The following is a 20,544-nucleotide window of genomic DNA, read 5'->3' as shown; positions in this document are numbered from 1 at the left end:
AACTCCTTAAAAGTCAATTCACAAGCGTTTTATAGTGTTTGATAAACTTTGGCAGGGGATGGGAATGAAGAGAAAGGTCGATGAATTCATGGAAAGGCACGGCCTCGGTGTGGGGGACCTCGTCAGGGTCGTCAAGAGGGAAGGAGACGAGAGGATAACCTTCGAGGGCCTTGTTATGCCGCCCTACGAGCTTTCTCCAGGAGAGACACTCACAATTAAGCTCGACAACGGCTACAACATCGGCATCCTGATAGACGCGATAGAAAGCATCGAAATCCTTGAGAAGGCGAAGGAAGCCCCCAAGATGGAGTTCAGGGAAGTCCTGCCGAGGAAAGAGGGCCTCCCAAGCGTTACCATTTTAGGAACGGGTGGAACAATAGCAAGCAGGATAGACTACAAGACCGGCGCGGTTCACGCCGCCTTTACTGCCGAGGAGCTGGCGAAGGCAGTCCCGGAGATCTTCGATATAGCCAACATAACGCCAAAGCTCCTTTTCAATATAATGAGCGAGGACATGAAGCCCGAGTACTGGAAAAAGATCGCCCACGAGGCCGCGAAGGCTCTCAACTCCGATGAGGACGGAGTCGTCATTGCCCACGGAACGGACACTATGGGCTATACTGCAGCTGCACTCAGCTTCATGCTGAGGAACCTCACAAAGCCCGTAGTTCTCGTGGGCTCCCAGAGGAGTTCCGACAGGCCGAGCAGCGATGCGGCGATGAACCTCATCTGCGCCACGAGGATGGCAGTTAGTGACGCTGCTGAGGTTATGGTGGTCATGCATGGAGAGACCAGCGACACCTACTGCCTCGCCCACCGTGGAACCAAGGTCAGGAAGATGCACACGAGCAGGAGAGACACATTCAGGAGTATCAACGACGTTCCTATTGCCAAGGTCTGGCCAGACGGAAAGATCGAGTACCTAAGGGACGACTACAGGAAGAGGGGCGAGGGTGAGGTAGAGGTTGACGACAAATTCGAGGAGAAGGTTGCGATACTCAAGATCTATCCAGGTGTAACCAGCGAGCTCCTTGAGTTCCTTGTTGATAGGGGCTACAAGGGAATCGTCATCGAGGGAACAGGCCTCGGCCACACGCCAAACGACATGATACCCGCAATTGAGAGGGCCGTTGAGAACAGTGTGGCGGTATGCATGACGAGCCAGTGCCTCTACGGGAGGGTGAACCTCAACGTCTACTCAACTGGAAGGAGGCTCCTAAAGGCTGGCGTTATACCGTGTGAGGACATGCTTCCGGAAACTGCCTACGTCAAGCTTGGCTGGGTTCTCGGGCATACGGACGATCTCAAAGAAGTTAGGAGAATGATGCTGACCAACTACGCCGGCGAGATAACGCCCTACACGAGGTTTGACACATTCCTGAGGTGATGAGGTTGGGTATTAAGGCCGTTTACCGGAACGGGGTGTTCAAGCCTCTTGAAAAGGTGGAACTACCTGAGGGCATCGAGGTAGAGGTAGTGATAAGAAAAGCCGGCCCGATTTTGAAGAAGTACTCGGGAGTCCTGAAGAAGAGCGAGTACGACTGGGAGGCAGAGTACTATGAGTACATCGAAGAGAGAGCGCGTGGTGATTGACAGCAACATCTGGGTGGAAGTCCTGAGCGGGAACAGCGACGTCATTGAACTTCTTGACAGAGTCAGCGAGGATTTCACCCTATGCATAACGCCAACCATCTATTCAGAGGTCTCTTTCGTGATAATCGGTCACTACTTTACATCAAAAACTGGGAAGAAAGGTGTCTACGCCCTGAAAAAAGAGCTGAAAAAGAACCCAGAACTTTATGAGATCGTCGAAAAATTTGATGAACTTCTCTATGAGCTTTCAGAAGCTGGCCTACTTGAATTCCTGGGGGAGAATGAAGAAGTCATCAGAAGGAGCAGAAAGCTCAGAAGGGAGTACAGGCTCCTACCTAACGATGCTATGATTCTTGCTGTCTGTGATGTTTATGGAATATCCAAAATTGTGACCCTTGATGATGACTTTTTGAGAACTCACCTGGAGGTGTTGAGATGACAGACAAGTTCAACTACGAGGAGCTCGGCCTCAAGGTCGGTCTTGAGATACACAGACAGCTCGACACCAAGAAGCTGTTCTCACCCGTCCCGAGCGAGCTCAGCGACGAGGTTGACTTCACCTTTGAAAGAAGATTGAGGCCCACGATGAGCGAGCTGGGGGAGATTGACCCTGCTGCTCTGGAAGAGTTCAAGAAGGGCAGGAAGTACATCTACGAGGGCAATTATAAGCTTACCGACCTCGTTTACATGGACGAGGAGCCGCCGAGGGGGCCCGACAGGGAGGCCCTTGAGGTTGCACTCCAGATAGGCTACCTCCTCAACGCCAAGCCCGTTGATGAGGTTCACTTCATGAGGAAGATAGTCATAGATGGTTCCAACGTCTCCGGCTTCCAGAGGACGGCGATAGTTGCCGTGAACGGGAAGGTAGATACCCCCTGGGGAAGCGTTGGAATCCCTACAGTGTGCCTTGAGGAGGATGCCTGCCGTATCGTCGAGAGGAAGGAGAAAGAGGTAATCTACCGCATCGACCGCCTTGGAATCCCGCTGGTCGAGATAAGCACAACCCCGGACATACACCACCCAGAGCAGGCTAAGGTTGTTGCCAAGTATATAGGAGACGCCCTAAGGGCCACGAGAAAGGTCAAGCGCGGTCTCGGAACCATCAGGCAGGACCTCAACGTCTCGATCAGGGGTGGCGCAAGGGTCGAGATAAAGGGTGTCCAGGAGCTTGACATGATACCGCTCATCATAGAGAGGGAAGTCGAGAGGCAGCTGAACCTGATCAGGATAAGGGACGAGCTGAAGAGGAGGGGCGTTAAGCCTGAGGACATCAAGGAGGAGTTCTACGACGTGACGGAGATCTTCCAGAACACCGGCTCGAAGATAATCGCGCGGACGATAAAAAGCGGCGGGAAAGTCTTAGCTGTAAAGCTCCCCAAGTTCCGCGGGTTAATCGGGAAAGAGATTCAGCCTGGAAGAAGGCTCGGAACGGAGATGGCCGACAGGGCCAAGAAGTACGTGAGGGGCATCTTCCACATCGATGAATTACCTAATTATGGAATTACAGAATTAGAGGTTAATGCGGTTATTGAAAAACTTGGTCTCGGAGAGGAGGACGCGTTCGTTCTCGTCGCGGCCGAGGAAGAGACAGCCAAGAACGCGCTCCGCGAAGTCATCAAGAGGGCGAGGGAAGCCATCGAAGGCGTTCCTGAGGAGACGAGAAGGGCCTTACCAGACGGCAATACACAATATATGCGCCCGCTTCCAGGAAAGGCCAGAATGTACCCAGAAACTGACATACCCTCTATATTCCTGCCGCCGGAGGAGAAAGAGAGAATAAGGGCCAACCTGCCCGAGCTCCCGCAGGAGAGGGTAGAGCGCTACGTCAAGGAGTACAAGATAGACAGGAGCTTAGCCGAGACCCTTGTAAACGACGAAAGGGATGAGCTCTTCGAGGAGCTGGTGGAGAAGGGAGTTAAACCCTCCCTGGCGGCTTCAATACTCGTCGTCGTCCTTAAGGGCCTCAAGAAGGAAGTCCCGATCGAAAACATTACCGACGGGCACATCATGGAGGCCTTCCAGCTCTACCTCGAAGGGAAGATAGCCAAGGAGGCCTTTGAGGAGATATTCAAGGAGCTGGCACTTCACCCGGAGAAGACTGCAAAGCAGGTGGCTGAAGAGAAGGGGCTGACGCTCCTCAGCGAGGAAGAGGTCGAGAGGATAATCGACGAAGTTATCCAGCAGAACATCGAGGTGATCAAGGCCAAGGGCATGGGTGCTATGGGCATGATAATGGGAAGGGCAATGGCGAAGCTCCGCGGAAGGGCGGACGGAAAGCTCGTCAGCTCCCTCGTCAGAAAGAAGATCCAGGAAATATCGGGCTGAAGTTTTTAAGTCCTTTTTCTCCTATCATCTTTTGTGAGTGAAAATGAAAGCCAGGTTCACTGTCTTCTACTGCATAACGGACGACCAGCCACGAGGTCTCGACATAAAGGGCTACCTCAAACTTTTCGAACCTGACGCCCAGACTCTTACCGATGCTCTCCTTCAGGTCGCTCAGACTTCAGAGGTAATAACCGTTCTGAAGGCTAATTCAGGCGATTATTCAGTTGTTTACGTGGTTCCTGGTAAGATCGATGGACTCCCGTGCAGAGAAGCCTACGAGTTCCTGGTTCAGAGGGAGAAAGGTCTGGGAAAGGTCGCTGAAGATATAGTTGGTGGGGATTCAAGAAAATCTGTCCTGGGAGGTGCTTTGGTTCTGGTGGGAATAGCCGTTCTGTTCTACGTCGGCTACTACTATCACGCACTCTCCGAGATAAACAACCTGCTCCTCTTCATCGGCGTTTTCCTCAGCGTTTTTGGTAGTATCTTGAAGGGATACCAGAAGAAGAGGGTCAGAGCATCGGCTCCTCGTCACAGATCGGAGTGAGGGAAACTGCTCATCATCCCCGTTTAAGCCTCCACTGAGAAGTTTTTAGGTTTAGCTTTTTCGTTTGGGACACAATGCTTTTAAAATCCCGAGTAGTATTCAGCTTGATGGAGTCAGTGAAAAATCTCGTATAGGCCTTTCCCTGTGGAAGCCCAAAAAATACGTGATGTACGCGCAGATTATGTGTGATGTTCTTTCAACCTGTGCCTCAAAGCTTGAGGCGATTTTCAAAGCGGCTGGAGTTGAGTTCGTGGGGCTCCTTGAACCCGACCCCGAAACTCTCGCCTCTTATTCGGACAGGCTCTACTCGGGAAAAACAATTGAAATAATCGAACTAATCGATGGACTGAGCAGGATGTTTTACCTGGCCTCCCTCCAGACCCCGATTAAGCCCGGTGGGGAACTTGAACCTGAGTTTACCCTCTTCTTCAATGTGAATAGCAGGGAAGCCCTTCAAGTCCTTCTCAGGGTGATCGGGAAGAAGAGAATCCGCGGAAAGAGATACAGACATCGTTCTGGGATAAACTTCGCAATAAGCTTCCTGGGCAGTCTCCTTTTTTCATCCCTCCTTAACACTAAGAACTACTTTCTCCAGTCCATCCTCCTTCTTGCTCTCACTCTTCTGATATATCTTGCAATTGACTACCCCCTTCGCGCTCCTCTACTTCAGAGGCATTGAGGTACTCTCCCACGATCCCTTTGAAAAGAAGAGCGTTAAAATAGTTAAAATTGTGAGGACAAAGACAAACCAAGAAGAGAAAACCTAACGTCCAAGCTCCTTATGGGCCTTTGCCAGGTGCTTCGCCGCTATCGCCGCCAGCAGGGAAAGCTCGCCAGCGAGGACTGCTCCAGCGACTATCTCCGCGAACTTCTTGGCGTTCGTTCCCGGTGGGTCTCCACCTCCGGCAACGCCCATAATCGAGAGAGCCTCCCTCTGCGTGGGGACTCTTGTACCTCCGCCAACTGTCCCAATCTCAAGGCTCGGCATGGTGATGCTGATGTAGAGGTCGCCCTCTGGCGTTACTTCGGCGAGGGTTATCCCGTGTGAGCCTTCTGTTATCTGGGCCTCGTCTTGACCTGTGGCGAGGAATATCGCGCCGACGATGTTTCCGAAGTGGGCGTTGAAACCGTACGAGCCGGCCTGCGCTGAACCAACGAGGTTCTTGCGGTAGTTCACCTCGGCTATGAGTTCAGGCGTTGTCTTCAGCTTCTCCTCGACGATCTTCCGAGGAATCACGGCCTCGGCAATGACGGTCTTGCCCCTCCCGTTGATGAAGTTCATCGCGTTGGGCTTCTTGTCAACGCAGAGGTTGCCGGAGAGTGCAAGATACTTCACGTCGGGGAATTCCTCCTCGATGACCTTCATTATCTCCTCGCTCGCTATCGTGACCATGTTCATTCCCATTGCATCGCCGGTCTCGAACTCAAAGCGTAAATAGAGGTTGTTGCCCACGATGAATGGCCTAACACCCCTCAGCTTCCCGTGCCTGGTGACCTTTGAGACCGCCTTCTCCTGGAGGTAGTCAAGGTTGTTCTTCACCCACTCAGCAACTTCTCTAGCCCTCCTCGCGTCGGGACACTTGAGGAGTGGCGCGCGCGTCATCTTGTCGTCTATTAGGGTTGTCTTAACGCCTCCCGCAGCGGTCAAGGCAGAACAGCCGCGGTTCACGCTCGCAACGAGTGCGCCCTCAGTTGTGGCGAGAGGAATGTAAAACTCTCCTTTCGCGTACTCGCCGTTGATTTTAAGCGGCCCAGCAACGCCCATGGGTATCTGGACGACGCCGATCATGTTCTCAATGTTCTTTCCTATGACCTGGTTGGGATCTATTGAGTAGTGCCCGATGTTCTCAAGCTTTATTCCGAGCTTTTTCTCAAGGGCTTTTCTTCTTATTTCAGTCGCGAGCTTTTTATCGCCGTTCGTGTACTTCTCGACCTGGTGGAGCTTAATTTCACCGCTTGCTACCTTCTCAACAAGCTCTTCAAAGTTCATTTCAACACCCCCAAGTTATTCGCCAAAAATCCATTCCTCAAGAACATCACCAATCTCCCTAAAGGCTATTGCCGCATCACTGTTTGGCATGTATTTAACTATCGGAATACCAGCGTTTACAGATGCGGGAACATTGGGATCAAAAGGTACCCACCCCAACACGGGAACATCGAGGTCAGTTTCAATGGCGTTTATAATCTCATCAACCACATCCTCACTTTCACGGACTTTGTTGAGAACTACCCCAATGTTGAGGTTGTACCTCTCTCCCAACGCCTTGAGCTTTTCAATCTCATTTTTGACCATGACTTCGAAGGAGTATATCGGAGAACGCTCTATTTCCACCACTATGATCTGGTAATTGGCCAGCTGAAAAGTCGGGAGCGTATCAAAGGGCACCCCCGTTGGGGAGTCCACGAAGACCACTCCAAACTTGTAACGGACTTTGTCTATAACATCCACGAGCTTCCTTGGAGATATTCCCAAAACATCCTGAAGCTGGGTGCTTCCGGGCATTACATATACGCCGGTCTCTCTGTGCTTGTATATTGCCCATTCCGGGTCTATATCAGGATTCTTCATAAGGGTGTGCACGGAGTACTTCACAGCATCCAGGCCAAAATGGAAACCCAAGTTTGGTAAATAAAGGTCTCCGTCAATCGCCAGAACACGGTACTCTTTCATGGCGAGGTGTGAACTTAGGTTTGCCGTTGTCGTTGTTTTTCCAGCCCCACCTCGTCCTGTCACGACGATCACTGCCATCTCTATCCCTCTAGCCATTAGTGTGCAGTTTGGGGGATATAAGGTTTCCGATTTTCTCTCTGGATAATCCTCGGAATTTTACACACATATGTCCCCTGAAGAATAACCTTGAACGCATGAACACAAAAGGTTTATATCCCAAGCTGTTTAGACTGTGATTGTAAGGTTAAGGAGATGATCGCTATGGCCGAGAAAATGCAGGCTATTATGAAAACTAAGCCGGCGTACGGCGCCGAACTTGTGGAAGTTGACGTTCCAAAGCCCGGGCCGGGAGAAGTCCTCATCAAGGTTCTCGCAACGAGCATCTGCGGTACAGACCTCCATATCTACGAGTGGAACGAGTGGGCGCAGAGCAGGATAAAGCCGCCCCAGATAATGGGTCACGAGGTTGCCGGAGAGGTCGTCGAGGTCGGTCCCGGCGTTGAGGATCTCCAGGTTGGAGATTACATCAGCGTTGAAACTCATATCGTCTGTGGCAAGTGCTACGCGTGCAAGCACAACCGCTATCACGTCTGCCAGAACACCAAGATATTCGGAGTTGATATGGACGGTGTCTTCGCCCACTACGCGATAGTCCCGGCCAAGAACGCCTGGAAGAACCCGAAGGACATGCCGCCGGAGTACGCGGCCCTTCAGGAGCCGCTCGGAAACGCCGTCGATACCGTTCTCGCAGGCCCGATTGCTGGAAGGAGCACCCTCATAACAGGTGCTGGACCGCTCGGTCTTCTCGGCATAGCAGTTGCCAAGGCAAGCGGCGCTTATCCGGTCATCGTCAGCGAGCCGAGCGAGTACAGGAGGAAGCTCGCCAAGAAGGTCGGTGCTGACTACGTCGTTAACCCCTTCGAGGAAGACCCCGTTAAGTTCGTTATGGACATAACCGACGGAGCGGGCGTTGAAGTTTTCCTCGAGTTCAGTGGTGCACCGAAGGCCCTTGAGCAGGGTCTCAAGGCAGTAACACCCGGAGGACGCGTCTCACTCCTCGGCCTCTTCCCGAGGGAGGTCACGATAGACTTCAACAACCTCATGATCTTCAAGGCCCTTGAAGTCCACGGCATAACCGGAAGGCACCTCTGGGAAACCTGGTACACCGTCTCAAGCCTTATCCAGAGCGGCAAGCTGAACCTCGACCCGATAATCACCCACAAGTACAAGGGCTTCGAGGAGTTCGAGGAAGCCTTCGAGCTTATGCGCGCTGGAAAGACTGGAAAGGTCGTCTTCTTCCCGCACAAGGGATGAGTGGCTTGATATTCTTCTTTTCAATTTTTCAGAAAGGGTTTAAATACTGAGATGCTAACTTCCCACGGTGAGAGTATGGAGATAGTAATCCCTGACGACATAATCACTGCCATGAAGCTCCCGCGTGGAGAAGTTGAGAGGGAACTGAGAGTTGACCTTGCTGTTATTCTCTACCAAAGGGGCATTCTCCCGCTTGGAAAAGCCGCCAAGCTCGCTGGAATGACAAAGAGGGAGTTCCTTGAGGAACTGGCCAAGAGAAAGGTTCCAAGGCACTACACAGAGAGGGAACTAGAGGAGGACGTTGCCTTTGCCCGTGGTGAGTGACTCAACGCCCTTAATCCATCTGGCAAAGGTAGGCAGGCTTGAACTTCTTCGGGAGTTCTTTGGAGAAATAATTATCCCTGAGGCCGTCTATAGAGAGTGCGTCCTTGAAGGAGGAGACTCAGAAGACGCCCTGGCCATTAAAAACGCAAAGTGGATCAAAGTCGAGAAGATACCGGACGAGAAGCTGAAGCGTGCATTAATGCTTGAACTGGATGAGGGGGAGAGCGAGGCGATTGTTCTTGCCATCGAAAGGAACGCTGAGCTGATTCTGATCGACGACTACGATGGACGGGAAGTTGCGAGGGCTTTGGGGCTTAAGGTTGTTGGAACCATTGGTATTCTCCTTAGGGCGAAGCTCCAGGGAAAAATCGAGAGCCTGAGGAAAGAACTCGAAAGGCTGAAAGCCACCGGATTCTGGTTAAGTGAGGAGTTTTATGAAAGAATTTTGAAAGAGGCGGGAGAGCTTTAGAGTTTAACGGCTATCTCGGCGTTTCCCTTCTCTGTAACTTGGAGAAGGAGAAGGGCTTTCCTCAGCTCATTGTAGCGGCTGTGGGCGATGAATATCATTATGAAGTTGGCAAGGTTGCCGAGTCCGACAGCGGAGATCCCAAGAAACCCTCCAATGAAGAACGTTACTGCGAAACAGAACCCACCCAATAGTGCCCACGTTTCTATTGAGGTATTGCGTGCATCTTTTGCAAGTTCCATGGCTTCTTTGATTGCATCTTCACCAGAATAATGAGTAACTATGTACTCTGCGCCTTCTATTTTGTGGTAACTGTCTATCGCTATCCAGAGGAGCAGTCCTGCTAGCATCAATCCTATCCCGTCTGGGTTAACTTGGCCTCCGTGGCCAGTAAAGAACAAAACAAAAAGCCCAACACAAGAAAAGCTGCTCCCACGTAGTCTCCCGTTTTATTATCGAATCGATTTGGATAGTAGTAGGCCATTTCCCTCCTACTGGAGGGTATAATACTGGGGAATAGAATATGGACGAATTTGTCAGGTTTCTTCCAGCACTTCCCAACCGCAATTCTCTTAAGTTCTCCCTCTCACTCACACGGGGAGGTGGCAGTATGGAGTTAAGCTACCAAGAAAAGCTCACACTCATTAAGCTCGCGGAGCTCAAGAGGGCTAAGGTTGATGAGCTCGTTAAAGAGAGCGGTCTCGAACAGGTCGCTGTGATGCGCGCCCTTCTCGGCCTTCAGGCGAAGGGACTCGCGAAGCTCCATGAGAAGAGCGAAAGGGTTGTCAAACTCACCGAGACCGGAAAGAAGTACGCTCAAATCGGCCTTCCTGAGTGGAGGGCTTTGAAGGTTCTCCGAGAGGGGAGAAAGGCAACACTCGACGACCTCAAAGACGTTCTCAGCGAGGACGAGCTGAAGCCCATCGTTGGTCTTCTCAGGAGGGAAGGCTGGGCAAACGTGAGGAAGGAAGAAGGAAAGCTCGTCCTTGAGATAACCGAGAAGGGAAGAGAAGCTTCGGAAAGGCCTATTGATAAAGCCTTAAAGCTCCTCGCCGAGAGAGGCGAAGTTCCGGTTAAGGAAATCGAAAAGCTCGTACCGGTAAAAGAACTGAAGAGAAGAAAGATCGGCGAAGAAGACATCATCACCGAGAGAGTAGCCGAGATAACCGAGAAGGGAGGGGAGCTCGTTAAGAAGGGCCTTGAGCTCAAGAAAGAGGTCTCAGTTCTCACGCCAGAACTCATAAAGTCCGGCAAGTGGAGGGAAGTGGAGTTCAGGAAGTTCGACATAAAAGCCCCCGTGAGGAGGATTTATCCTGGCAAGAAGCAGCCCTACAGGGCCTTCCTCGACAAGATAAGGAGAAGGCTCATAGAGATGGGATTCATCGAGATGACCGTTGACAGCCTCATAGAGACCCAGTTCTGGAACTTCGACGCGCTCTTCCAGCCGCAGAACCACCCGGCGAGGGAGTGGACAGACACCTACCAGCTCAAGTACCCGAAGATCGGCTCCCTGCCGGACGAGGAGCTTGTCGCAAGGGTTAAAGCTGCTCACGAGCACGGCGGCGATACCGGCTCTAGAGGCTGGGGTTACGTCTGGTCGCCGGAGAGGGCGATGCTCCTGATGCCCCGCGCCCATGGAACCGCACTCGACGCCAGACAGCTCGCGAAGGGCGTTGAGATACCGGGCAAGTACTTCACAATACAGCGCGTTTTCAGGCCCGATGTCCTCGACAGAACTCACCTCATAGAGTTCAACCAGATAGACGGTTTCGTCGTCGGTGAAGACCTCAACTTCAGACATCTCCTCGGAATACTCAAGCGCTTCGCCGTTGAAATAGCCGGAGCGAAGAAAGTCAAGTTCCTTCCAGACTACTACCCGTTCACCGAGCCGAGCGTCCAGATGAGCGCCTACCACCCTGAGCTCGGCTGGGTAGAGTTTGGAGGCGCTGGAATATTCAGGGAGGAGATGACGAAGGCCCTAGGCATAGACGTTCCAGTTATAGCATGGGGAATAGGTATCGACAGGTTAGCTATGTTCAAGCTCGGAATAGACGACATCCGTTACCTCTTCAGCTACGACCTGCGCTGGTTGAGGGAAGCGAGGCTGGTGTGGTGAGGGATTGAGTTATGAGTGAGGAGATAATTGTGAAGTACGACCCAAACGTTGACATCCTGTACATCCAGCTCTCACCAAAGAAGCCCGTGGACGCTGACATGAAAGGAGACGTTGTTATGGACCTCGACGAGAACGGTGAGGTCGTGGGTATAGAGATATGGCGCGCGAGAGAGCTCGTTCTCCCAGAGTTCCTCAAGTTCATTGAAAGGGTTAAAGAAGAAGGAAAGGCCGTTGAAAGCCAGGGGTGATGGCCGTGCCCAAAATCGTTGTTCAGATTCCGGAAGGTGTGAGAAAGGAATTTGTGGAGCTCCAAGTTAAGCGGGCGATTGAAGCTGAGAGGGCGAGGATAGAGTTCATTGAAGACATCGCGCGGAGGCTTGGGATAGACGAGAAGGACATTGAGGCAATAGAGAAAGCGAGGGATGAGGCTTGGCAGGAGTTCAAGAAAGAATTAGGGCTGGAGTGATCGTGGATACCAACGTCATAATCTCAGCCCTCATTCCCAAAAACTCGAAGCTGAGAGAGTTCTTGCTCACGACTGAAATACCTCTACATGCCCCAGATTACATGCTAAAGGAGCTTGAGAAATACTGGGGTATCATCGAGAAAAAAGCTAAAAAGAGGGGAATAACTGAGCCCGAGCTAGCTCACTTCAGGGAAGAGCTCCTGGGAAGGATTATCTTTCACCCGCTTTCTGAGTACCGTGGTTTTATAAACGAGGCCTACAGAATATGCAGGGAGTTTGACGAAAAGGATACTCCTTTCGTTGCACTCGCACTCTCGCTAAGGCTTCCGATAATAACCAACGATAAGGATTTGCTCGCCCACGCTGGCGAATATGAGGCAATTCCTCTGAACGATGTGCTGAGGTGATGCTCATGCCGAAGTTCGACGTTTCAAAGCGCGACCTTGAGAGGCTCGTCGGGAAAGAGTTCAGCGTCGAGGAGTGGGAAGACCTCTTCCTCTATGCCAAATGTGAATTAGACGACGTCTGGGAGGAGAACGGTGAAATCTACTTTAAGGCCGACTCAAAGGACACCAACAGGCCCGACCTCTGGAGTGCCGAGGGCATAGCGAGGCAGGTGCGCTTCGCCCTGGGCTTCCAGAAGGGCCTGCCGAAGTACGAGGTCGAGAAGAGCGACGTCGTCGTTTACGTTGATGAGAAGCTGAAGGACATCAGGCCCTACGGTGTCTATGCAATCGTTGAGGGCCTGAACATCGATGAAGAGGCCCTGAGGCAGATGATCAACCTGCAGGAGAAGGTCGCGCTCACCTTCGGAAGGAGGAGAAGGGAGGTAGCGATAGGCATCTTCGACTTCGACAAGGTCAAGCCGCCGATATACTACCGCGCCGCTGAGAAGACCGAGAAGTTCGTTCCCCTCGGCTACGACGAGGAGATGACGCTTGAGGAAATCCTTGAGAAGCACGAGAAGGGAAGGGAATACGGACACCTGATAAAGGACAAGCCCTACTATCCTCTCCTCGTGGACAGTGAGGGCAAAGTCCTCTCGATGCCGCCGGTAATCAACTCCGAGACAACTGGAAGGGTGACAACCGAGACCAAAAACGTCTTCGTTGATATAACCGGCTGGGACTTGAATAAAGTCATGCTTGCCCTCAACGTCGTCGTCACAGCTCTCGCTGAGCGCGGCGGAAAGATAAAGAGCGTGAAAGTAGTTTATCCAGACTTCGAGATAGAGACTCCAGACCTAACGCCGAAGGAGTTCGAGGTCGAGCTCGACTACATCAGAAAATTAGCCGGCCTTGAGCTGAGCGATGAGGAAATCAAGGAGCTCCTTGAGAGGATGATGTACGAAGTGGAGCTTGAGGACGGGAAGGCAAAGCTCCGCTATCCGGCCTTCCGCGACGACATAATGCACGCGAGGGACGTTCTTGAGGATGTCCTTATCGCCTACGGCTACAATGAGATTGAACCCGAGGAGCCGAAGCTGGCAGTCCAGGGAAGGGGCGACAAGTTCATCGAGTTCGAGGACGCCGTTAGGGAGCTCATGGTCGGCTTTGGCTTACAGGAGGTCATGACGTTCAACCTGACGAACAGGGAGGCCCAGTACGACAGGATGAATCTCCCCTGCGGGGAGCACCAGGAGGAGTGCCGGGACTACTTCAACCACCCGCCCGCTGAGCTCGTGGAAATAGAGAACCCGATAAGCCCGAAGTGGTCAGCTTTGAGGAACTGGCTCATTCCGAGTTTGCTCGACTTCCTGAGCCAGAACACCCACGAGGAGTATCCTCAAAAGTTGTTCGAGGTCGGAAAGGCTACGCTCATAGACGAGAGCAGGGAGACTAAGACGGTCAGCGAGAGCAAGCTGGCAGTGGCTTTAGCTCATCCGCGCGTGACCTTCACAGAGGCAAAAGAAATCCTCGAGGGCGTTATGCGTCACCTCGGCTTCGAGTACGAGCTTGAAGAGGCAGAACACCCGAGCTTCATTCCGGGCAGAGTTGGTAAGATCATTGTTAACGGGGAGACGATAGGAGTTATAGGGGAGATACACCCGGCCGTCTTAGAGAACTGGGGAATTGAGATGCCCGTTGCGGCCTTCGAGCTGTTCCTTGCTCCGCTCTACACGGAGCCCTATCTATGATTTCTCCCTTTCCAAACTTTTCTCGAAGATGGCCTTCATTATCTCAAAGTTCTCAAGGTTTGTAATTATCTCGATATCCCTCACCATTTTCATCGCCGGTTCTACCTGTATGGCAGTATTTATCAACTTTTTCCAGATGTTTCTGTCATTCATTCCAGATTGAAGTTTACAAATATCAAGTTCTCTGCCAGGGTGTCAAGGAAAACCATTTTATACCGTTCCCGAAAAGTGGATGCCATGAAGCTCGCACTGAGGGTGGCCTACGACGGGAGCGCCTTCTACGGCTTCCAGCGCCAGCCAGGCGTAAGAACCGTTGAGGGAGAGATAATAAAAGTCCTTCAGAAGCTTGGGATAATTGAGAGTCCTGAAAAAAACGACTTCAAGGGGGCTTCGAGAACCGACAGAGGGGTATCCGCGTTCTTCAATGTGGTCTCCTTCGTTCCATCGGAGAGGCCAGACCTCGCCCGCCCGGAAGTCCTCAACCACCATTTAAGCGACGTCTGGGTTCTCGGGATTGCCGAGGTTCCCGACGATTTTCACCCGCGCTTCTGGGCAAAGTTCAAGACATATCGCTACTACCTAGTGAACGAGGGCTTCGACCTCAGTGCCATGAGAGAGTGTGCGAGCCTTTTCGTTGGGAGGCACGACTTTTCGGCCTTTGCAAAGCTCGAACCAGGCAGAGACCCAATAAGAGAAGTCGAGAGAGTTGAGGTCATCGAGAGGCAGGGCTACCTTGTGATTGAAGTCCAGGGAAAAAGCTTCCTGTGGGAGATGGTGCGGAGAATTGTAAATGCCCTCCGCTTCTGCGGGCTAGGCCTTCTCGAAGCTGAGGAAGTTGAAAGGATGCTTGCTGGAGAGTACAGGAAGAAGATACCGCCGGCGCCGCCTGAGGGGCTGGTACTGTGGCACATAGAGTACCCGGGGATCGGGTTCGAAGGTGATGAAAAGGGCATCAAAAAGGCCAGGAGAGACATTTTTGAGCGCTATTCAAGAGCCTTAACTAGAGCGGCGCTTTTTGGGGACTTTCTCCTCGAATATTGACTCCATTCCCTTGTCGTAGTACTTCCCATAGTACTGCTTGAGGGCCTTTTGGCGCTCTATGAAGTGCGTGTAGAGGAGTGGGTCGTCGTCCTCGATGTCAACTATAAGGGCTTTCATTCCCTTCTTCGGCCTCAGTGCACGCCCTATCGTCTGAATCGTCATTATGTCGCTCTTTCCGCCGCCGGCGAGTATTATGGCAGAGATCTCCGGTATGTCAACGCCTTCCTTTAGGAGGGTCGAGATTAATACTGGAATTTCGCCGCTCTTGAACGCTTCCAGTATCTCCCAGCGGTTCGGGCTTTGCGAGCTGAGGAATTCGGCTTTAATACCTTCTTTCTCCAGCATCTCCTTCAGAATCTTTCCGTGCTCAATTCTCCTGACGTCTATGAGAACTCTGTGCCCCTTCCTGGCAAGCTCGATGGCCTTCTTCACTATCGCCCTGTTCCTCTCGTCGTTGTTCATTATCATGTCCTCGTAAAGCTCCTTGTAGCGTTCGCTGAAGGAGGGCATCTTTGATTCGTAGGTTATTATCTCGAACTTCGGCTTTGCCAAAAAGCCCTCCCTTATGAGGTCTTCAGCCCTGACCTCGTAGATTATCGGCCCAACTACCGCCTCAATCTTGATCTCCTCCCCCCTAACGCGCCTCCATGGAGTTGCCGAGAGACCGAAGCGGTAGACCTGGGGAAGGCTTATGCCGAGCTGGTAGAACTTTTCAGCTGCTGAAGTCCTGTGGCATTCATCGAAGAGGACTATCGCATAGTCCCTCCGGAGTTTATCAACTCCCCTCGAAAGGAGGGTCTGTATCATGGCAACCGTAACGGGCCCCTCTTCCCACTTGTTGTCCCCCACGATGCCAGCCTTTATTCCGAGAACCTCCTCAATTCTCTCCGCCCACTGGTAGAGGAGCTCCTTGGTGTGGACGACTATAAGAGCGGAGAGGTCAAGCTCATGGATTATCCTGAGGCCGACTATCGTCTTTCCACTCCCAACCGGGAGGGCGAGAACGCCCATTTTCTCCTTTAGTGCCTTCTTGACTGCCCTCCCCTGGTAGCGCCTCATCTGGAACTTCTCGTTCCAGGTGGAGTTGAGCTTTTCGCCGCGTATCTGCCTCTCGTCCTTTACCCTAACGCGGTAGCCCTTGCTGTTGAGGAATTTCTTCACCCGGGGCAGAAGCCCGACGGGAAACGTCTTCTCGTAGGGGTCGTAGAGGCTCTCGGGCTTCTCCCACTTCCCGTAGTCCTTCTTGTAGGTGAGCAGGTCGTAGATTTTGAAGTAGACGCTCGGGTCGGCTTTCTCTATGTACACCAGTGCTGAGCCATCTGGGATTCTCAGGACAACCATGGGCATGGCCAATCGCCGAAAGTTTAGAAAAAGGATTTATAGACCTTTTGGAAGTTGGTATGGTGATAGCATGCTGAGGGAGATACTCTCACGGTTTGAAGACCTTGTTGTTATCAGAGAACCGGTAAAGAAAGAGCTGGAGATAACCCGCTACCTCCTAAAATACCCTGACAGGCCGGTTCTGTTTGAAGACGTGGAAGGCTGGAAGGTTGCCGGAAACATCTGGAGCACCCGCGAGAGGATAGCCACTTACCTCAACACCACGAGGGAGGAATTAATCCACCTGATAGCGGAGGCAATGGAAAACCCAAGGCAGTACAAAGAGGTTAAAGAGGCACCTTTTCTCAAGAACTCGACGAAGGACTTCTCCCTCAAGAAGCTCCCGATTCCAAAGTACTACCCAAGGGACGGCGGTCAGTACTTCACCTCGGCGATGGTCATAGCGAAGGATGACAACGGCTTTGTCAACGTGTCCTTCCACAGGATGATGGTGCGTGACGAGAAAACCGCCGCCATAAGGCTCGTTCCGAGGCACCTCTACTCGATGTGGAAGGAGAAGGCCGAGAGGGGAGAAGACCTCGACGTTAGGATAGTGGTTGGCAACCCAGTACACCTTCTTCTGGCAGGGTCCGTGAGCACCGCCTATGGGGTTAGCGAGCTGGAGATAGCATCGGCCATGAGTGAGATTGCCTTTGAAAAGCCGCTCGAAGTCATAGAACTTGGCGGGATTCCAGTCCCTGTAGAGAGCGAGTTCGTCTTTGAGGCCAGAATAACGCCAGAACTCGTCGATGAAGGGCCATTCGTTGATATAACAGGGACGTACGACATAGTCAGGAGGCAGCCGCTGGTAGTGTTTGAGAAGATGTACCACGTGGATGATCCCATCTTCCACGCCCTACTCTCCGGTGGGTATGAGCACTACATGCTGATGGGCCTTCCAAAAGAGCCGCAGATATACGCGAGCGTGAAGAGGGTCGTGCCGAAGGTTCACGGGGTCAGGCTGACCGAGGGCGGGGCAATGTGGCTCCACGCCGTCGTTTCGATAACCAAACAGCACGACGGTGACGGCAAGAACGCAATTTTAGCGGCCTTCGCCGGCCACCCGAGCCTGAAGAGGGTTATAGTGGTCGATGAAGACATAAACATCTACGACGACAGGGAAGTCGAGTGGGCGGTCGCTACCCGCTTCCAGCCGGACAGGGATCTGGTGATTGTCCCGAACGCGAGGGGAAGCTCACTCGACCCCTCAGCGGAGAAGGGACTTACGGCGAAGTGGGGAATTGACGCGACGAAGCCTCTGGGCAGAAAAGAAGAGTTTGAGAGGGCGAGGGTGTGATCACTCCCCCATTTCCCTAATCTTCCTGACTTTTCCACCCTTTATTTCGATGTAGCCGAGCTTCTTGAGGAGTTTCAGTGTCTCTTCTATGGCCTCCTTGGAGTAGTTTATCACAAGAGTCCCCTTGGGCGTTGGTATCGCCATTGGAGCGGCCCTCATGAAGCTCTTGATGAGCTCTTCCTCAGGGATCTTTCCGTCCTTTAGAACCCTCAGGATTTCTTCCGCGAGGATGCCCCTGCTTATGAGGGCAAAGTAAGCCTTGAGGAGAACATCCTCCGGGAAGTACCTGCCCGCTATCGAGCCGATTTTGTTGATCCTGGCTATGTCCAGCTCCAAGAACTCGAATTCATACTCGGGAAGGAGGTCTGTAAACACAAACTGCTTGGCTACCTTTTCAGCCTCTTCAGGATTGTGGACGATGTTGAAGGGGAACTTAAACTCGAACCTTATGGAAGATGGATCAGTGCCTTCCCTGAGCTTAACGATCCTTCCGTCATAGTTAAGCACTCCAGCCCTGTGGAGCTGGTCGAGGATATCTCCTACCCACGCTCCCTCCATTAGGAGCTTTTCGGCGTCTTCCCCAACTTTAAGGTGCTCAAGTATGTGGCTCACACTTTCCCTAAACGATATGAAGCCCTCTCGCAGAGCGTCTCTATCAACTCCCTCAATACTTTCAATTGCCTTTTCGATCTCGTCAAGGGTGCCCGTGAGCATGTAGCCGATAAAACCGTCGTAGCCGAGCCGCTCCCTGACCTCAAACTTTATCCCTTCCTTCCGCAGTTCGGCGGCGAGGGAATCCCTGATGTGCTTACCTCTAACGATCAGTCTCATGATACCACCCCTCAGCCTGGGGAAGGGGCACTTATAGGCTTTGTGGAGAACACGAAAGGTGAACTACCCCGTCCTTTCGGGCGGGGCTTCCTGCTTCATAAGGAAGACTTGCCCCGTGATGACGGCCTCATAAGGCACGACACGGGGTAGAGGTCTTCCCTCCACAGGCAATCCGGGTCGTCCCAACCCTTCATCCAAACCCCTCTTCAATATGTTGAGGGAAGCGTTCAAGTCCCTATCCATCACCAGCCCACACTTCGAACGGCGAAAAACCCTCTCCGGGAGAGGCAATTCCTCCACAACGAATCCACAACGGGAGCAAGTCCTTGAAGTGTAGGCTGGCTCGACGAAAACAACTCTCCGACCAGCTCTCTCAGCCTTGTCGGAGAGTATCCTAATGAAAGCACCGAGAGAAGAATCGAGCAAACGACGGTTGAGACTTTTATTACCGTTCCCAACCATATTCTTTGGTTTTAGGTTTTCCACGACAATAATGTCGTAATTCCTAACGTAGTAAAGAGCGAGTTTATGGAGAAAATCATTTCGCTGGTTCGTTAGCTTCTCGTAAGCCTTAGCTAATTTTATTCTCTCCCTCTCCCAGTTCTTCGAACCTTTTTGCTTCCTTGAGAGCCTTCTCTGTATCTTCTTAATCCTCTCGAGGGATTTCTCAAGGAACAGAGGGTTTTCAAAAGCGTTGCCGTCGCTATCAACGACGAAATGAGCGACTCCCAAATCAATTCCAACTGCCCTACCTGTTTTGGGTAGCGGTTCTGGTTCTTCCTCAGCCTGAAAAATAGCATACCACTTCCCAGTCTTCGTCCGTTTAATTATTACGCCCTTGATTTTACCTTTGATTCTCCTATGGAGCTTTATGGGGACTTCCCCAACCTTAGAGAGACGTAGTCTCTTCCTCTCCTCGTCAAGCTTGAAACCGCTTTGGTTGTAGTTCAGCGTCTTCCAGCTATTCGGTGAGGTCTTGTATCTAAGCCTCCCAACTTTATGTCCGTTCTTTTTTAGAGCCTTCAGAACGGTCAAGTTGTTCCAGAGCTGGTGGTTTACCATTTGGAGAACTTTGGAGTAAACCTCCTTGAGTTCGGGATTTTCCTTCTTTAATTCAACGATTAGCCTTTGGGTGTCGGTTCTCCTGAGAGAGGGGTTTTCCCGTATTGCCCTCAATAACTCATTGTAGAGCCAGCGACAGACTTCCATATGTTGGAGCATCTTTTCCTGCTGTGCCTTTGAGGGATAAATTCTGAATTTGTAGGAACGCATCAACTCTTCTCACCTTGGCTCTCAACGTAGGCTTTGAGAACGTCGAGGGTCACCTGCCCAGAGGTTGCGAGGAAGTATGAGGGTGACCAAAAGGTGTTTCTCCAGAGTTTTTCTTTCACTTCCGGGAAGTTCCTGCGTATTTCCCGTGAGGTAATTGTCTTTAGGGTGTTGATGTATTTTGGTATGTTGAGGGTGGGTTTTGCCTTGAAGAGGATGTGAACGTGGTCTTGGTCTGTCTCTATGGCGAGAACTTCTACCTCGTGGGTCTCTGATATTTCGTGGATTTTCTGTTTGAGGAAGTCTATTATCCTATCGTTGGTGAAGACTTTTCTGCGGTGTTTTACGACTAAAATGAGGTGGTAATAGAGTGAATAGACTGAATGTGCTCCTTTATCGAGTTTGTATTTCATAGTTATCACAAATTTTGTGTAACTATGAGAGTATTTGAGGGTTTCGGGCTTTCATCCCCTCCCTCTCGGAAGGGGACTTCTCGCCCGAATATGTTAAAAAGCCCAAGTCATGTGCAGGATTGGGGGAGAAACCATGAGTGAGAAACAGTACTTGCTTGACAAAACACTCGAGCGCTGGAAGGGACAGAGGGTTGCTGTAGGGATTGGAAGCGAGATCAGTTTTTCGGGAATTCTTGAGGACTTCGATGAGGAGGTGATACTGCTCAAGAACGTCACTGACTACGCAGGCAATAAAGCGAGGGAGCTTATCGTGAAGATAGACGATATGAACTGGATAACACTCCTGTGAGGTGC

At 51.8% G+C, this 20,544-nt stretch carries 24 protein-coding genes; 17 read left to right on the top strand and 7 right to left on the bottom strand.

Annotated elements, in window-relative coordinates; translation table 11 throughout:
* Positions 1-64 precede the first annotated feature (64 nt).
* The 6 genes from gatD to ACZ5TN_RS01465 all read left to right on the top strand — a co-directional run bounded on the left by gatD (position 65) and on the right by ACZ5TN_RS01465 (position 5,141).
* Positions 65-1,387, top strand: a complete 1,323-nt coding sequence (gatD, locus tag ACZ5TN_RS01490) for a Glu-tRNA(Gln) amidotransferase subunit GatD (protein WP_464917446.1) — start codon at positions 65-67, stop codon at positions 1,385-1,387.
* The gene (locus ACZ5TN_RS01485) at positions 1,387-1,593 is read left to right on the top strand and encodes an antitoxin family protein (RefSeq protein ID WP_011249860.1); all 207 of its coding nucleotides are present in this window, start codon (positions 1,387-1,389) and stop codon (positions 1,591-1,593) included. Before gatD ends, ACZ5TN_RS01485 begins: the two co-directional genes overlap by 1 nt.
* A complete protein-coding gene (locus ACZ5TN_RS01480) occupies positions 1,559-2,032 on the top strand; it encodes a type II toxin-antitoxin system VapC family toxin (protein ID WP_464916933.1) in 474 nt (157 codons plus the stop codon). Before ACZ5TN_RS01485 ends, ACZ5TN_RS01480 begins: the two co-directional genes overlap by 35 nt.
* Positions 2,029-3,918, top strand: coding sequence for a Glu-tRNA(Gln) amidotransferase subunit GatE (gatE, locus tag ACZ5TN_RS01475; protein WP_464916932.1), 1,890 nt, complete (start codon positions 2,029-2,031; stop codon positions 3,916-3,918). Before ACZ5TN_RS01480 ends, gatE begins: the two co-directional genes overlap by 4 nt.
* 37 nt (positions 3,919-3,955) lie before the next feature.
* A complete protein-coding gene (locus ACZ5TN_RS01470) occupies positions 3,956-4,462 on the top strand; it encodes a hypothetical protein (protein WP_464916931.1) in 507 nt (168 codons plus the stop codon).
* A gap of 181 nt (positions 4,463-4,643) precedes the next feature.
* Positions 4,644-5,141 carry a hypothetical protein gene (locus ACZ5TN_RS01465; RefSeq protein ID WP_464916930.1) on the top strand — a complete coding sequence of 166 codons (498 nt, stop codon included), beginning with the start codon at positions 4,644-4,646 and terminating at the stop codon, positions 5,139-5,141.
* An 84-nt stretch (positions 5,142-5,225) separates the two neighbouring features.
* On the opposite strand, the gene hmgA is transcribed toward ACZ5TN_RS01465, so the two are convergent.
* Positions 5,226-6,452 (bottom strand): hydroxymethylglutaryl-CoA reductase (NADPH), encoded by a 1,227-nt coding sequence (gene hmgA / locus ACZ5TN_RS01460; protein ID WP_011249865.1) that lies wholly within the window; start codon positions 6,450-6,452, stop codon positions 5,226-5,228.
* Positions 6,453-6,467: 15 nt separating this feature from the next.
* Positions 6,468-7,214: a MinD/ParA family ATP-binding protein gene (locus tag ACZ5TN_RS01455; RefSeq protein ID WP_011249866.1), complete on the bottom strand. Its 747-nt coding sequence runs from the start codon at positions 7,212-7,214 to the stop codon at positions 6,468-6,470.
* Positions 7,215-7,397: 183 nt separating this feature from the next.
* On the opposite strand from ACZ5TN_RS01455, the gene tdh reads away from it, so the two are divergent.
* The 3 genes from tdh to ACZ5TN_RS01440 all read left to right on the top strand — a co-directional run bounded on the left by tdh (position 7,398) and on the right by ACZ5TN_RS01440 (position 9,243).
* Positions 7,398-8,450, top strand: a complete 1,053-nt coding sequence (gene tdh, locus ACZ5TN_RS01450) for an L-threonine 3-dehydrogenase (protein WP_464917445.1) — start codon at positions 7,398-7,400, stop codon at positions 8,448-8,450.
* Positions 8,451-8,525: 75 nt separating this feature from the next.
* Positions 8,526-8,774 (top strand): UPF0175 family protein, encoded by a 249-nt coding sequence (locus tag ACZ5TN_RS01445; protein ID WP_054839738.1) that lies wholly within the window; start codon positions 8,526-8,528, stop codon positions 8,772-8,774.
* The gene (locus ACZ5TN_RS01440) at positions 8,767-9,243 is read left to right on the top strand and encodes a PIN domain-containing protein (protein ID WP_464916929.1); all 477 of its coding nucleotides are present in this window, start codon (positions 8,767-8,769) and stop codon (positions 9,241-9,243) included. The genes ACZ5TN_RS01445 and ACZ5TN_RS01440 overlap by 8 nt, the downstream gene beginning before the upstream one ends.
* Here ACZ5TN_RS01440 and ACZ5TN_RS01435 read toward each other — a convergent pair.
* A complete protein-coding gene (locus tag ACZ5TN_RS01435) occupies positions 9,240-9,590 on the bottom strand; it encodes a hypothetical protein (protein ID WP_367884250.1) in 351 nt (116 codons plus the stop codon). The genes ACZ5TN_RS01440 and ACZ5TN_RS01435 overlap by 4 nt on opposite strands.
* Before the next feature lie 260 nt (positions 9,591-9,850).
* Here ACZ5TN_RS01435 and pheS point away from each other — a divergent pair, with 260 nt between their 5' ends.
* From pheS to truA, 6 genes are all read left to right on the top strand, one after another.
* The gene (gene pheS / locus ACZ5TN_RS01430) at positions 9,851-11,356 is read left to right on the top strand and encodes a phenylalanine--tRNA ligase subunit alpha (protein ID WP_464916928.1); all 1,506 of its coding nucleotides are present in this window, start codon (positions 9,851-9,853) and stop codon (positions 11,354-11,356) included.
* A gap of 11 nt (positions 11,357-11,367) precedes the next feature.
* Positions 11,368-11,604 (top strand): DUF2283 domain-containing protein, encoded by a 237-nt coding sequence (locus ACZ5TN_RS01425; protein WP_011249873.1) that lies wholly within the window; start codon positions 11,368-11,370, stop codon positions 11,602-11,604.
* Positions 11,604-11,822, top strand: a complete 219-nt coding sequence (locus ACZ5TN_RS01420) for a hypothetical protein (protein ID WP_011249874.1) — start codon at positions 11,604-11,606, stop codon at positions 11,820-11,822. Before ACZ5TN_RS01425 ends, ACZ5TN_RS01420 begins: the two co-directional genes overlap by 1 nt.
* Before the next feature lie 2 nt (positions 11,823-11,824).
* Positions 11,825-12,229, top strand: a complete 405-nt coding sequence (locus ACZ5TN_RS01415; protein WP_464916927.1) for a putative toxin-antitoxin system toxin component, PIN family — start codon at positions 11,825-11,827, stop codon at positions 12,227-12,229.
* A 5-nt stretch (positions 12,230-12,234) separates the two neighbouring features.
* Positions 12,235-13,959: a phenylalanine--tRNA ligase subunit beta gene (gene pheT / locus ACZ5TN_RS01410; protein WP_464917444.1), complete on the top strand. Its 1,725-nt coding sequence runs from the start codon at positions 12,235-12,237 to the stop codon at positions 13,957-13,959.
* Positions 13,960-14,196: 237 nt separating this feature from the next.
* A complete protein-coding gene (truA, locus tag ACZ5TN_RS01405; protein ID WP_464916926.1) occupies positions 14,197-15,000 on the top strand; it encodes a tRNA pseudouridine(38-40) synthase TruA in 804 nt (267 codons plus the stop codon).
* On the opposite strand, the gene ACZ5TN_RS01400 is transcribed toward truA, so the two are convergent.
* Positions 14,956-16,341 carry a DEAD/DEAH box helicase gene (locus ACZ5TN_RS01400; RefSeq protein ID WP_464917443.1) on the bottom strand — a complete coding sequence of 462 codons (1,386 nt, stop codon included), beginning with the start codon at positions 16,339-16,341 and terminating at the stop codon, positions 14,956-14,958. The genes truA and ACZ5TN_RS01400 overlap by 45 nt on opposite strands.
* 70 nt (positions 16,342-16,411) lie before the next feature.
* On the opposite strand from ACZ5TN_RS01400, the gene ACZ5TN_RS01395 reads away from it, so the two are divergent.
* Positions 16,412-17,677, top strand: coding sequence for a UbiD family decarboxylase (locus ACZ5TN_RS01395; protein ID WP_464916925.1), 1,266 nt, complete (start codon positions 16,412-16,414; stop codon positions 17,675-17,677).
* Here ACZ5TN_RS01395 and ACZ5TN_RS01390 read toward each other — a convergent pair whose 3' ends face one another.
* From ACZ5TN_RS01390 to tnpA, 3 genes are all read right to left on the bottom strand, one after another.
* Entirely contained in the window at positions 17,678-18,508 is an 831-nt protein-coding gene (locus ACZ5TN_RS01390) for a hypothetical protein (protein ID WP_464916924.1), read from the bottom strand. It lies immediately after the preceding gene.
* Between the two features lie 63 nt (positions 18,509-18,571).
* Entirely contained in the window at positions 18,572-19,729 is a 1,158-nt protein-coding gene (locus tag ACZ5TN_RS01385; protein ID WP_464917442.1) for an RNA-guided endonuclease InsQ/TnpB family protein, read from the bottom strand.
* 50 nt (positions 19,730-19,779) lie between these two features.
* Positions 19,780-20,190, bottom strand: coding sequence for an IS200/IS605 family transposase (tnpA, locus tag ACZ5TN_RS01380; protein WP_464917441.1), 411 nt, complete (start codon positions 20,188-20,190; stop codon positions 19,780-19,782).
* Between the two features lie 133 nt (positions 20,191-20,323).
* On the opposite strand from tnpA, the gene ACZ5TN_RS01375 reads away from it, so the two are divergent.
* On the top strand, positions 20,324-20,539 hold the full coding sequence (locus tag ACZ5TN_RS01375; RefSeq protein WP_011249884.1) for an LSm family protein: 216 nt from the start codon (positions 20,324-20,326) through the stop codon (positions 20,537-20,539).
* The last annotated feature ends 5 nt before the right edge of the window (positions 20,540-20,544 follow it).

This window comes from Thermococcus sp. JCM 11816, from assembly GCF_055396515.1.
Note: the sequence above shows the minus strand (reverse complement) of the source record. Positions and strands in the feature narration are given on the sequence as shown.

Excerpts from the sequence above, each read along its gene's own strand:
- gatD (WP_464917446.1), top strand. The coding sequence starts at position 65 with ATGAAGAGAAAGGTCGATGAATTCATGGAAAGGCACGGCCTCGGTGTG.
- ACZ5TN_RS01485 (WP_011249860.1), top strand. The coding sequence starts at position 1,387 with ATGAGGTTGGGTATTAAGGCCGTTTACCGGAACGGGGTGTTCAAGCCT.
- ACZ5TN_RS01480 (WP_464916933.1), top strand. The coding sequence starts at position 1,559 with ATGAGTACATCGAAGAGAGAGCGCGTGGTGATTGACAGCAACATCTGG.
- gatE (WP_464916932.1), top strand. The coding sequence starts at position 2,029 with ATGACAGACAAGTTCAACTACGAGGAGCTCGGCCTCAAGGTCGGTCTT.
- ACZ5TN_RS01465 (WP_464916930.1), top strand. The coding sequence starts at position 4,644 with ATGTGTGATGTTCTTTCAACCTGTGCCTCAAAGCTTGAGGCGATTTTC.
- hmgA (WP_011249865.1), bottom strand. The coding sequence starts at position 6,452 with ATGAACTTTGAAGAGCTTGTTGAGAAGGTAGCAAGCGGTGAAATTAAG.
- ACZ5TN_RS01455 (WP_011249866.1), bottom strand. The coding sequence starts at position 7,214 with ATGGCAGTGATCGTCGTGACAGGACGAGGTGGGGCTGGAAAAACAACG.
- tdh (WP_464917445.1), top strand. The coding sequence starts at position 7,398 with ATGGCCGAGAAAATGCAGGCTATTATGAAAACTAAGCCGGCGTACGGC.
- ACZ5TN_RS01445 (WP_054839738.1), top strand. The coding sequence starts at position 8,526 with ATGGAGATAGTAATCCCTGACGACATAATCACTGCCATGAAGCTCCCG.
- ACZ5TN_RS01435 (WP_367884250.1), bottom strand. The coding sequence starts at position 9,590 with ATGCTAGCAGGACTGCTCCTCTGGATAGCGATAGACAGTTACCACAAA.
- pheS (WP_464916928.1), top strand. The coding sequence starts at position 9,851 with ATGGAGTTAAGCTACCAAGAAAAGCTCACACTCATTAAGCTCGCGGAG.
- ACZ5TN_RS01425 (WP_011249873.1), top strand. The coding sequence starts at position 11,368 with ATGAGTGAGGAGATAATTGTGAAGTACGACCCAAACGTTGACATCCTG.
- ACZ5TN_RS01420 (WP_011249874.1), top strand. The coding sequence starts at position 11,604 with ATGGCCGTGCCCAAAATCGTTGTTCAGATTCCGGAAGGTGTGAGAAAG.
- pheT (WP_464917444.1), top strand. The coding sequence starts at position 12,235 with ATGCCGAAGTTCGACGTTTCAAAGCGCGACCTTGAGAGGCTCGTCGGG.
- truA (WP_464916926.1), top strand. The coding sequence starts at position 14,197 with ATGAAGCTCGCACTGAGGGTGGCCTACGACGGGAGCGCCTTCTACGGC.
- ACZ5TN_RS01400 (WP_464917443.1), bottom strand. The coding sequence starts at position 16,341 with ATGGTTGTCCTGAGAATCCCAGATGGCTCAGCACTGGTGTACATAGAG.
- ACZ5TN_RS01395 (WP_464916925.1), top strand. The coding sequence starts at position 16,412 with ATGCTGAGGGAGATACTCTCACGGTTTGAAGACCTTGTTGTTATCAGA.
- ACZ5TN_RS01390 (WP_464916924.1), bottom strand. The coding sequence starts at position 18,508 with ATGAGACTGATCGTTAGAGGTAAGCACATCAGGGATTCCCTCGCCGCC.
- ACZ5TN_RS01385 (WP_464917442.1), bottom strand. The coding sequence starts at position 19,729 with ATGCTCCAACATATGGAAGTCTGTCGCTGGCTCTACAATGAGTTATTG.
- tnpA (WP_464917441.1), bottom strand. The coding sequence starts at position 20,190 with ATGAAATACAAACTCGATAAAGGAGCACATTCAGTCTATTCACTCTAT.
- ACZ5TN_RS01375 (WP_011249884.1), top strand. The coding sequence starts at position 20,324 with ATGAGTGAGAAACAGTACTTGCTTGACAAAACACTCGAGCGCTGGAAG.